The sequence below is a fragment of the Streptomyces sp. NPDC060198 genome, assembly GCF_042728415.1.
Lineage (GTDB): Bacteria > Actinomycetota > Actinomycetes > Streptomycetales > Streptomycetaceae > Streptomyces.
This window is the reverse complement of the sequence record NZ_JBHWZJ010000044.1, coordinates 21,324-32,709: the sequence shown is the minus strand read 5'-3', so window position 1 is coordinate 32,709 and position 11,386 is coordinate 21,324. Positions and strand designations below refer to the sequence as shown.

Genomic DNA, 11,386 nt, shown 5'->3' with positions numbered 1-11,386 from the left:
GGTCAGAGCGCCAGCGACAGCAGGACCGGCGCGGCCTGCTGGTTGAGGAGCTCGGCCGCCTCGCGCAGCCGGTAGGTGTCGCCGACCGGGAGCGACAGAGCCAGGCACCCCGCCGAACCGCCCGCCGTCAACGGGACCGCCGCGCAGACCGTGCCCACCGCGTACTCCTGGAGGTCCAGCATCGGGACCGTCGCGGGGTGGTGGTCGAGCGTGGCCAGCAGCACCTTCTCGTCCGTGATGGTCCGGGACGTGAGCCGTGCCGTCCGGTGGCGCGCGATGTGGTCGCGCCGGGCGTTCGCGTCCAACTGGGCCAGCAGGCACTTTCCGACCGCGCTGGCGTGCGCGGCCGAGCGGAAGTCGACCCACTCGCTGACCGCGGGGGTGAGCGGGCCGTCGAGCACCTGGTCCACCGTGACCTCGCCGTCGACGTACCGGCTGATGTAGACCGCCGCGCCGACCGTGTCGCGCAGCTGCGCCAGGATGCGCTGGAGCCGCTCCTCCAGGGCGAGACGCCGGGTGGGGCCCGAACCGAGGAGCAGCAGCGAGGCCCCGAGGACGTAGGCGCCGTCCGCGATCTGCTCGACATATCCCTCGCGGCGCAGGGTCAGCAGCAGGGAGGTGAGCCGGGCCGAAGGCAGTCCGGTCTCCCGCGCGATCTGTGTTCCGGTCACGCCGTCGCCGTGGTTCGAGACCGTTTCGAGCACGCGGAAGGCGTGCTGCACCGCGTGGAACGGCGCTGTTGGTTCCGGTCGCAATGTCACGGTGCCCCCCTGCCCAAGGTCCGACCGCAAAGCTGTGCGTCCACGATAGTGGCCAAGAAGCACCCATGGCAGGGCTGTTGACCACTTCTTGCCCCGTCTGTGCCGTCCTGGGCTGGGACGCATTCGAGAGGCATATGCCAATGGCATTGACGGGTCTGGCAAATGCCAGGTCACGGCGGTGCGCGGGTGCCCCCATGCCGGGGGAATTCCTGTGAGGACGCCAAGATTTTTCCGGCCACGCCGATTCGACCATCTGTCCCGCGTCGAACATCAGCGCCGACTTCCGGACCTCGCGGGGCGGATACCTCCCCTCCGGCCTCTCCGCGGCGAGCCGGGAGGCCGGACCCCGTCACGGCCCGGGTGGGTGCGACGGCCGATGTCGGGAACACTGGAAGGAGAGGAAGAGACAGGGGTGACTGTGAGGCCGGTCGCACCGTCCGTGCACGGCCCGCCCCTGTCCCGGACCACCGGTCCGGGCGAAAAGGAAGGGTGGACATGACGACCGTCGGACTTCTCTACCCGGGCGAATGCGCCGAGGACGACTTCCCGCGGATCGAGATCACGCTGGACAGCGACATCAGACTGCCCCTGTTCCGCACCGGGATCGGCGACGACGTCCGTCACGTGCAGGCCTTGCGCGAGCTGGGCTCCGCCGAGCGACTGGACGCCGGTGTGGAGGAGCTCCGGCTGGCCGGCGCCGAGTCCCTGGTGTGGGCCTGCACGGGCGGCAGCTTCGTACTCGGCCGCGAGGGTGCCCAGGCGCAGATCTCCGCGCTGGCGCGCTCGGCCGGTCTGCCCGCCTCCAGTACGTCCTTCGCCTTCGTGCACGCCGTGGAGGAGCTCGGAGTCCGGCGGGTCGCGGTAGCCGCCACCTACCCGGACGAGGTCGCCGCCCTGTTCAGCGACTTCCTGACGGCCGCCGGCATCGACGTGGTCGCCACCCGGGGCAGTGGGATCATCACCGGCGCCGAGGTGGCCGGCTGGGACCTGGATCTCACCCGCGAACTCGCCATCGCCGGCGATCACCCGGACGCGGAGGCGGTACTCCTCCCCGACACCGCCCTGCACACGGCGGCGCACGTCACCGAGCTGGAGGAACTCCTCGGGAAGCCGGTCCTCGCGGCCAACCCGGTCACCGTCTGGGAAGGGCTGCGACTCACCGACCGCCGCGTCTGGGCTCCCGCACTCGGCGCCCTCTTCGCCACCCGCGAGCCCCCGCTCGGCACCGTCGAGCCGCGCGGCCTCGAAGTCCGCGAATGACGTCCGGAGCACCGGGACGACGTCCTCGGCTCCCGTCCGCGCACCCACCGCGCCGGAATAAGCGGAGCCGCCCTCCTGTTGCAGGGGTTCGATACGCATACGTATGACCAGTGGCACCGGGAGAGCGACACGTGGACGAGAACCGAGGCGAAGAGATCCGCGACGACGGCGACACAGCCGCCGACGGCCGGGCCGACACGGTCAGGGGGACGGTGGGCGGCACCGCCCCCGTCCCCCTGTCGGTGCTCGACCTGGTGACCGTGGGCAAGGGCAGCACCGCGAGCGAGGCGCTCCGCACCAGCGTGGACATCGTGAAACTGGCCGAGCGTCGCGGATTCCACCGCTACTGGGTCGCCGAGCACCACTCGATGCCCGGTGTCGCCTCGTCCTCGCCGGCCGTGATCCTGGCGCACCTCGCCGCCCACACCGACCGCATCCGGCTCGGCTCCGGCGGCGTGATGCTGCCCAACCACGCCCCGCTCGTCATCGCGGAGCAGTTCGGCACCCTGGAGGCGATGGCTCCCGGCCGCGTCGACCTCGGCCTCGGCCGTGCCCCCGGTACGGACGGCGCCACCGCCGCCGCGCTGCGCCGGACCGAGCGGCTGGGCGAGGGCGCCGACGACTTCCCGCAGCAGCTCGCCGAGCTGACCCGCTTCCTGGACGACGACTTCCCGGACGGCCACCCCTACTCCCGCATCCACGCGGTCCCCGGCCCGGTGCAGGCCTCCTCGGACGGCGGGGTGCAGTCGCCGGCCCGGCCGCCGATCTGGCTCCTCGGCTCCTCCGGCTTCTCCGCCCGGCTGGCCGGTGTCCTCGGGCTGCCCTTCGCCTTCGCGCACCACTTCTCGGCCCGGAACACCATTCCCGCTCTGGACCTGTACCGGGAGTCCTTCCAGCCCTCCGCCGTGCTCGACGCCCCGTACGCCCTGATCGGCGCCGCCGCTCTCGCGGCCGACACCGAGGCCGAGGCCCGCCGCCAGGTGCTCACCGGGGCGCTCAGCATGCTGCGGCTGCGCACCGGCCGGCCGGGCCTCGTGCCCACTCCGCAGGAGGCCGAGGCGCACACCTTCGGGCCGCTGGAGAGCGACTTCGTGGACGAGTGGCTCGGAAACATCGTGTACGGCACGTCCGAGCAGGTCCGCGCGGGCCTGGACGACCTGGCCAAGCGGACCGGCGCCGACGAGCTGATGATCACCGCCAACGCCCACGGCGGCGAGGCCCGGCTGCGCAGCTACGAGCTCATCGCCGACGCGTACGGCCTGCCCACGCTCTGACCCCGTCGGCCTTCCGGTGCCCCGTGGCGATCAATCACGGGGTGCCGGGAGCGGCGGTACCCGGCGCGGCCACCCCGCCCGCGTCGATCAGCTCGGCGATCCGCTCCGGCGCGACCGCCCGGGAGTACAGCCACCCCTGCCCGGTGTCGCATCCGATCCGGCGCAGCCGCTCGGCCTGCTCCGCCGTCTCCACGCACTCCGCCGTCACGGTGAGCCCCAGCCGGTGCGCGAGCTCCACCAGCGCCTGGACGATGGTCTCGTCGGCCGGGCTCGGGTGCCTGCCGCCGTCGTCGTACCGGAAGCCGCGGACGAAGGACCCGTCCAGCTTGAGCACCGAGACGGGGAGCCGGCTCAGGTAGGCGAGGTTGGAGTAGCCGGTGCCGAAGTCGTCGATGGCGATCCGTACGCCCATGTCGCTCAGCGACTGGAGGGCCCGCAGCGGGCGGCCCGCCGAACCCATGACGGCGGACTCGGTCAGCTCCAGTTGCAGCAGCCCGGGGTCGAGGCCCGTCTCGGCGAGGACGTCCCCGACCTCCGCGACCAGGTCCGAGTCCCAGACCTGCCGGACGGCGACGTTGACGCTGACGAACAGCGCCGGCCCGTCCGGATGGTCCAGCTGCCACTGGCGGGCCTGGCGGCAGGCCGTACGCAGCACCCAGCGGCCCAGCCGCACGATCGAGCCGTCCTCCTCGGCGATGGAGACGAATCGGCTGGGGCCGAGCACCCCGAACTGCGGATGGTTCCACCGCACCAGTGCCTCGACGCCCCGCACCACCCCGTCCGCCATGCCGACCAGCGGCTGGTACTCCAGGGCGAACTCGCCGCGGTCGACGGCCGGCCTGAGCGTCGAGGAGAGCGCCTGCCGGGTCATCCGGTGGGCGTTGCGCTCGGGGTCGAAGAGCGTCCAGCGGGCTCTGCCGTCTGCCTTCGCCCAGTAGAGAGTGGTGTCGGCGGCCTGCATCAGCCCGGTGGGGGAGGTGCCGGCACAGGCGCGTTCCACCACCCCGATCGAGGCGGAGACCGAAAGCCGCTGCCCGGCCAGGTCGAACGGCTGCTGCACCGCCGTGAGCAGCGCGTCCGCCAGGTCCAGCAGCTGCGGGGTGCCTTGCGACTCCTCGACCAGCACCGCGAACTCGTCGCCCCCGAGCCGCGCCACGAAGTGGCTGCCGCCCGGGTGGTACGGATCGCTCCCGGCGACGTCGCTCAGCCGTCCTGCCACGGCCGCGAGCAGCCGGTCTCCCACCCGGTGCCCCAGGGTGTCGTTGACGGCCTTGAAGCCGTCCAGGTCGAGATAGCAGAGCCCGATCCGGCCGGGACGCGGCAGCAGCGAGCTGTCCTGGAACGGTGACAGCTCCAGCGCGGCCGAGAGCCGCTCGAAGAAGAGGGTCCGGTTGGGCAGCCGCGTCACCGCGTCGTGCATCTGCAGGTGACGCAGCCGCTGCTGGAGTTCGTGCCGGTCGCTGATGTCGGCCACCGTCAGCAGCGCGCGGCCCGGGCCTCCCGCCGAAGGGTCGGCCATCGGCACCACCGTGATCTCCGCCCAGAGCGGCCGGCCGTCACGGTGCTTGAGCCGGCGGGTGCAGCGGAACCGGGAACGCCGTCCGCGCAGCACCTCGCGCCAGGCGCGCCAGGCGTGGTCGTCGGGGGTGAGACCGACGAGACCGGCGACGGGCAGCCCGGCGAGGTCGGTGGCGCCGGTGCCCGCCATCCGGGCGAGCGTCTCGTTGGCGTGGACGATCGCCCCCGAGCCGTCCACGACGGCCATGGCGAAGGTGGCGCTGTGGAAAGCGGACCGGTAGTCGAGCAGCGCGGTCTCCACGGGGTGACTCTCCGTGTCCGCCGCCGGGGTCGCGCCGGGGGATGTGCCTGCCGGGGGCCTGCGCCCTTCGGAGGTTCCGCTCACCGCTCGCTCCCGCTGTGCAGATTGTCGTGAACAGGTGTGGCCGGACGGGCCACCGGGTGGAGCGCCCCGGGCCGGGAGCGCGAACCACGCGGGAAAACGTGAGGAAGCATAGAGGGTGGGGTGCCGGGGCTTCCAGCCCGGCCCGCCCGACCGGCGTGCGCCGGTCCGGCCCGGGCGGATGTGCGCGCGTCGCCGACGGCCCTCCGCAAGGTTCGGGCATCGCTCCGCGCGGTCTCCCGTTTTGCCCGCCACTGTTCCCTTCTGTACGACTGCGTTCCCGGGCGTCGCTCCGCTGTCGGATTCCGAGAAGTGGCTGACCGTATGTGACGTTACGTGATCGTGGGCCTCCGGCTGGTGCGTCACCGGTGCGCGTGGGACCACCGCACCGGTGGCGCACCGGGGGGAGGTGGGAGCGCCCCGCACGCCCTGACCCGTGTGGGGCAGCCCAGCGGGCGGGGAGCGGTGATCGGACACAGGGTGGAGCGAGGTGTTCCGCATTTCCACCCGGAGGTAGATGTGCCGCGTCAGCACGGGCCCGGGGGGGTGGAGAAGCCGAGCCCGCGCGCGGTGGCGGCGGCGCTGACCGCTCTCCTCGCGCTGGCGGCGATGTCGCTCGTCGCCGGCCCGGCCGCCGCCGCCCACACGGGCGTGAAACCGTGCGCGCTGCCCCGTACCCCGGCCCACCACTCGCTGGGGCTGGACAACTGGAACGGCGCCTATCCGCGTCCCGTCCGGCGCCTCGACGCGGTCATGATTTTCCTCTCCTTCCCGGACGCCGACCCGGTCGTCCCGCCGGACGTGCTCACCGCCGACTACTTCCCGTCGACGACGACGTTCTTCGAGCGGGCCAGCTACGGCACCTTCACCCTCGGCGCGCACCCGTTCAAGCGCTGGGTGCGGATGCCGCACCCGTCCACCTGGTACGGCATAGAGCGGGACTGGGACTCCGGACGGCGGACCTCCTACCTGCGCGACGCGATCAAGGCCGCGGACCCGCAGATCGACTTCTCGGCGTACGACATCGTCTATCTGGTCGCCGACCCCGACGCGCCCGGCGTCGACTCCGACGCCACCAAGGTCGTCAACTTCGACCGGCCGATCACCGCCGACGACACGGACATCAAGCGCGTGGTCACCGTCTTCGAGCAGCATCCGCCCGACCGCAACGTCCTCGCCCACGAGACCGGGCACGTCTTCGACCTCGCCGACCTCTACCACCGCCCCACGGACGGCAAGGGCGACTGGGACACCTACGTCGGCGACTGGGACGTCATGGGCAGCCAGTTCGGGCTGGCGCCGGATCTCTTCGCCTGGCACAAGTGGAAGCTCGGCTGGCTCGGTGACCGGCAGGTGGTCTGCGTCCAGGGCGGCACCGACGTGACCCTGGAGCCGGTCGCCGCCGCCCCCGTCCCCGGCGGCACCATGGGCACCCGGTTGGCGGTCGTCAGGACGGGCGAGGACAGCGCGCTGGCCATCGAGGCCCGCGGCGCCACCGGCAACGACCGGGCGACCTGCACCGAGGGCGTGCTGATCTACCGGGTGCGCAGCGGGACCGCCTCCGGAGGCGGTCCCGTGGAGGTGCTGGACACCCACCCGGACACCGAGGCCTGCTGGGACCGCTCGGTCTACCCGCCGCTGGCCGACGCCCCGCTCTCGGTCGGGGAGACGTACAGCGTGCCGGGGGAGCGGACCCGGATCGAGGTCGCCGACCGCACCCCGTCCGGCTCCTGGACCGTGCGGATCACCACCGGTACGTGAATCCGGAGTGAAGGCCGGGGAGAGCCGGGGGAGGGCAGCCCCGGAACACGAAGAAGCCCGGAACACGAAGAAGCCCGGAACACGAAGAAGCCCCCCGCTTTCGCGAGGGGCTTCTTCCGTCGGTGCGCCGCCAGGGACTCGAACCCCGGACCCGCTGATTAAGAGTCAGCTGCTCTAACCAACTGAGCTAGCGGCGCCTGCTGACGTCGTAGACATTAGCATCCGTATCGGCCGGAGGAAAAATCGAGTAATCGGACACCGGGGGGACCGCGCTCCGGGCGGCCCGCACACAGGCCCAGCGCAGCACGTCGGGACCGGGCAGCCAGGGGGTACGGGTGTCCGGGGCGACCACCCACTGTGGTCCCGGGGCGGAGGGGTCGCAGGTCAGCGGCGGTACGGTCACCGCGTCGCCGGTGCCGTGGCAGAGCACCGGCGGCAGGGTGCGCGAGCCGCCTTCCGGGCGTGCGGCGCCCGTGCCCCACTCCTCCCAGGCCAGCAGTGAGGGCAGCCGCTGCGCGGTCCCCGGGGTCGCGAAGAGCAGGGTCCGGCCGCGGTGGGTGGCGACGGGGCCGGAGCCCGGACCCTGTGCCCAGAGCCGTTCCAGCATCCGCCGCCCGAACAGTGAGGGGACGCTCACCACGTCGAACGCGGTGCCGCACGGCAGCACGCCCGGGGACGCGGGGCTCGCCTGCCAGCGGGCGAGGGTGGTGCGGGGGTTCGCCGTGGCGCCGGCGAGCCAGACGGCTCCGGCGGGGGTGACCTCGGCAGGCTGGTGCGAGGCCTGACTCCGCAGGGGAGGGAGGGTGCCGACGCCGGAGCGCGGGTCACGGGTCTGCAGGGACGTTTCGTCTTCCAGCCATGCGGTCATGGAGACAGGTCTACCGGGGGTGACGGGGCTGACGCCGAGAGTCGTCGAATCCAGGACAGGGCATCACCTTGCCGGGTATCTTGCCCTCGGGCATATGCCAGAAGCTGTACCCGGAGTGACCGTGCCGGGGGTGGGTGTCAGGGGCCGAGGTCAAGGGCGGGGTGACTTCAGCAGGGACCGGCCGAATTCGATCATCTTCTCCGCGTAGGCCTCGGTCCACTCCGCGCGCTCCGCGACGTCGGCGGGGGTGAGCCGGTCGAAGCGGCGGGGATCCGCGAGCTGGGCGGCGGCGACGGCCTGGAACTCGATGCTCCGGTCGGTGGCCGCCCGGAACGCGTGCGTCAGCTCGGTCGCGCGGGAGAGCAGCTCAGCCGGATCGTCCATCGACTCCAGGTTGAAGAAGTGCTCGGGGTCGGACGCGGCCTCCGCGGGCTCGAAGAGCAGCGGGGCGGGGCGCAGCCTCGGCTGCGCGTTCCGGTCGGCTTGAGCCATGTGCGTTTTCCTCCTTCGGGAAGGCCGGACGGCCACCCTCCATTGTCCAACCCGGCGCAAGTCCGGTGTTCGGGGTCGGACGCCCGCCCCTGGTGGCGAACGTGTCCGGTGCACCGAATGATTCCGCGGCCGCGGACCCGCCGGTGCGGCCGGACGCGGCCGCGGCCCCGGACGCCGTCGTGGTCCCGGACCGTGCGCCTCCGTGCCGTGCGCCACGGAGGCCCCGGACAAGTCTGTCCGGGCCGACCGGCCGGAAAACACCGTCCGGAAGTGTTCGGCCCGCGCGCTCCCCGCGTACCCCCGCCGGTGCGCGGGCGGGCCGGCCGTGCCGGTCGGGGGCCGTCAGGGCGCCAGGGACCGCCAGATGCGGTCGGGCAGCACGCGTGCCGCCTCGTCGAGGTCCACGTCGTCGATGCCGGAGAGCCAGCGCCGGGCCACCGCGACGACCGGGCCGAGGGCCAGGGACTCCATCAACGCCGGCGGAATCGGCGCGAGTTCGCCGGACTCGACGTGGGCGTCGAGCCAGCGCGCGAAGGGCGAGAGGCGGGCCTCCTGTGCGTCGCGCAGCTCCTTGCCCCGCTCCATGGTGCGCCGGTCGGTCCTGGCGGAGTGCAGGAGCAGGGCGGCGGCGGGGTGTTCCCGGACGAACGCCAGGTACGCGCGGACCAGGGCGCGGATGCCGGTACGCGCCGTACGCGGGCCCCTCAGGGACGCGGCGAGTTCGGTCAGCATCCGCTCCAGCCAGCGCTGCGCCAGCGCGTCGAGCAGACCGTCGATGGAGCCGAAGTGGTGGTAGAGGCTGCCCAGACTGACTCCGCTGGCCCGGGTGACCGCGAGGACCGTGACGCCCCCCTCGCCCTCGTCGGCGTAGACCCGCAGGGCGGTGTCGAGAAGCAAGTCGGCCGTGGCCAAGCCGCGTTGCTGTTTAGGGCTCATCGTGGTCCTTCTCCGGTCCGGGCCACCCTCCCCGGGAGCCGATCGTAGAACTAGAGTAGATTTCTAGAATCTGATTCCCATCCTACGGGGCTGTCGTGGTGGAGTTGAGGGGTAGCGGGGCCGAGCGGCTGGAGGCGGACGACCCGGCACGGATCGGGCCGATCCCGCTCGTGGGCCGGCTCGGGGCCGGTGGCATGGGGCGGGTGTATCTCGGGGTGCACGAGGGCCGTTACGTCGCCGTCAAGCAACTGCTGTCCTCGGTGGTCGGCGAGGACGAGGAGTTCCTGCGCCGGTTCGGGCGCGAACTCGACAACCTGGCCCGGCTGCCCGCCGGTGCCACCGCGCCGCTGCTCGCCGGTGACCGCACGGCCCGGCCCCCGTGGTTCGCCACGGCGTACGTCCCCGGGCTCACCCTGCGGCAGGCCCTCGACCTGCACGGCGGCCCGCTGCCGGTCTCCGCGCTCCGGCTGCTGTTACGGGAGGCGGCGGCCGCTCTCGCGCCGGTGCACGCCCTGGACATGGTGCACCGCGACCTCAAACCGTCCAACGTCATGCTGACCCTCGACGGCCTCACCCTCATCGACTTCGGGGTCGCCCGCGCCGCCGAACAGAGCCAGTTGACCGTCACCGGCATGGTCATCGGCACCCCCGCCTACATGGCGCCCGAACAGGCCATGGGCGCACGGCGCCTGACCGGAGCGGCCGATGTGTTCGCGCTGGGCTCCCTGCTCGCGTACGCGGCCTCGGGACGTCCCCCGTTCGGTGACGAGTCGGGGCACGGCGTCCTCTACCGGATCGTCCACGAGGCCCCGGAGCTGGGGGAGCTGCGCGATCTGGACGACGGGCTCGCCGAGCTGGTCGCGGCCTGTCTGGCCAAGGATCCCGAGGCCCGCCCCACCGCCGTCGAACTCCTCGAACGCTGCGCTCCGTACGGTCCTTTCGCCGAGCCGTACTGGCCTGACGACATCACCGCGCGGCTCACCGAACGCGCCGCCTTCGCCGCCGACGTGCGGGAGGCCGACGTACCGACGCTGCCGCTGGGCGACGCAGGGCCCGAGCCCCGAAGCCCCGCCCCCGAGTCGCCGCCTGCCCCGGTCCCGGGCCAGGTCGTGGTGGCCCCCGGGCCGGGCGGCACGCCCGCCCCGCAGCCCGGGTCCGACACCCCACCGACGCCCGGCACCCCAGCCCCTTCCGGGCGGCCCGCCCGGCGCAGGCGCAACCGGGTGCTGCTCGCCGTCGTCCCGGTGGTGGTGATCGCGGGAGGCACCACACTGGTCGTTCAGAACGTGCCGTACCTCTCCTCGCCGAGGGCCGAGGCCGACGCGCGCCCGGCCGGTGGTGCGACGTACGGCTCCCCGGCCTCCGCCGGCCCGGCGTCCTCGACGGCGGGCAGCAGCCCCTCGGGCACGGCCACCCCCACGAAACCGGCGGGCGGCAGGAGCGCCACCCCGGCGGGCCGGGGCAAGGAGCGGCAGGCCGGGGGAGGGAACGGCTCCCAGGCCGCCGCCTCGGCGGGCGGCGCGGCCACCGGCACCCAGGGCGGCGCGGACGGGACGGGCGGCGGCGCGGCGAGCACCTCCGGGGGCGCGGGCACCACCGGAGCCTCCGGCGGGTCGAGCAACTCGGGCACCACCGGAACCTCTGGCACCACGAGCACCACCGGGGGGACCGGCTCCAGCACCACCGGCGGGACCGCGACCTCCGGGGGCGGCCCGACCACGGCCCCCGCCTCCGGCACGTACCGGTACCGCAACGGCGGCGACGGCACCTGCGTCACCCAGGTCTTCGGAGCGGCCAGCCACCAGGACTGCGGGAGCGCGAGCGCCCGGTGGACCGTGCAGAGCAGGTCGGACGGCAGCTTCAAGCTCGTCAACGGGCAGAGCGGGCAGTGCCTGTACTCCAACGGGACCGGCATGGCCGTCTTCGTGGGCTCCTGCGCCCAGGACATCGGCCGCCTCTGGCGTGCGGGTTCCGGCGGCACCCTGGTCAGCACCTACGACGGCGGGTGCCTGGACCTGCCCTTCGGGACGGGGTTGTCGACCGCGGCCTGCGACGGGGACGCCTCGCAGCGCTGGACCCGGCAGAGCTGAAGCGGCGAACGGGGGCGCACTAAAGCGTGTTGCGAAAGTCCCGC

General features: G+C 73.2%; 9 protein-coding genes and 1 tRNA gene. 4 read left to right on the top strand and 6 right to left on the bottom strand.

All coding sequences use genetic code 11. The features are described 5' to 3' along the window. Nucleotides 1-2: 2 nt before the first annotated feature. Complete coding sequence (locus tag ACFWEP_RS09165) at nt 3-761, bottom strand: IclR family transcriptional regulator C-terminal domain-containing protein (protein WP_387367969.1); 759 nt, start codon at nt 759-761, stop codon at nt 3-5. Nucleotides 762-1,256: 495 nt separating this feature from the next. On the opposite strand from ACFWEP_RS09165, the gene ACFWEP_RS09160 reads away from it, so the two are divergent. Beyond that, nucleotides 1,257-2,021 (top strand): decarboxylase, encoded by a 765-nt coding sequence (locus ACFWEP_RS09160; protein WP_387367966.1) that lies wholly within the window; start codon nt 1,257-1,259, stop codon nt 2,019-2,021. Between the two features lie 131 nt (nt 2,022-2,152). Next, nucleotides 2,153-3,295: an LLM class flavin-dependent oxidoreductase gene (locus ACFWEP_RS09155; protein ID WP_387367963.1), complete on the top strand. Its 1,143-nt coding sequence runs from the start codon at nt 2,153-2,155 to the stop codon at nt 3,293-3,295. Between the two features lie 34 nt (nt 3,296-3,329). Here the strand turns inward: ACFWEP_RS09155 and ACFWEP_RS09150 are convergent, their stop codons facing one another. Then, nucleotides 3,330-5,198, bottom strand: a complete 1,869-nt coding sequence (locus ACFWEP_RS09150; protein ID WP_387367960.1) for a putative bifunctional diguanylate cyclase/phosphodiesterase — start codon at nt 5,196-5,198, stop codon at nt 3,330-3,332. A gap of 516 nt (nt 5,199-5,714) precedes the next feature. On the opposite strand from ACFWEP_RS09150, the gene ACFWEP_RS09145 reads away from it, so the two are divergent. After that, on the top strand, nt 5,715-6,956 hold the full coding sequence (locus ACFWEP_RS09145) for a M6 family metalloprotease domain-containing protein (protein ID WP_387367957.1): 1,242 nt from the start codon (nt 5,715-5,717) through the stop codon (nt 6,954-6,956). Nucleotides 6,957-7,079: 123 nt separating this feature from the next. Here the strand turns inward: ACFWEP_RS09145 and ACFWEP_RS09140 are convergent. The 4 genes from ACFWEP_RS09140 to ACFWEP_RS09125 form a co-directional block, all read right to left on the bottom strand. After that, a tRNA-Lys gene (locus tag ACFWEP_RS09140) sits at nt 7,080-7,153 on the bottom strand. Continuing rightward, complete coding sequence (locus tag ACFWEP_RS09135) at nt 7,144-7,824, bottom strand: bifunctional DNA primase/polymerase (protein WP_387367954.1); 681 nt, start codon at nt 7,822-7,824, stop codon at nt 7,144-7,146. Before ACFWEP_RS09135 ends, ACFWEP_RS09140 begins: the two co-directional genes overlap by 10 nt. 150 nt (nt 7,825-7,974) lie before the next feature. Continuing rightward, nucleotides 7,975-8,316 carry a hypothetical protein gene (locus ACFWEP_RS09130; RefSeq protein WP_387367951.1) on the bottom strand — a complete coding sequence of 114 codons (342 nt, stop codon included), beginning with the start codon at nt 8,314-8,316 and terminating at the stop codon, nt 7,975-7,977. Between the two features lie 342 nt (nt 8,317-8,658). After that, a complete protein-coding gene (locus ACFWEP_RS09125; RefSeq protein ID WP_387367948.1) occupies nt 8,659-9,252 on the bottom strand; it encodes a TetR/AcrR family transcriptional regulator in 594 nt (197 codons plus the stop codon). A gap of 95 nt (nt 9,253-9,347) precedes the next feature. Here ACFWEP_RS09125 and ACFWEP_RS09120 point away from each other — a divergent pair, with 95 nt between their 5' ends. After that, nucleotides 9,348-11,342, top strand: coding sequence for a protein kinase (locus ACFWEP_RS09120; protein WP_387367945.1), 1,995 nt, complete (start codon nt 9,348-9,350; stop codon nt 11,340-11,342). Nucleotides 11,343-11,386 lie beyond the last annotated feature (44 nt).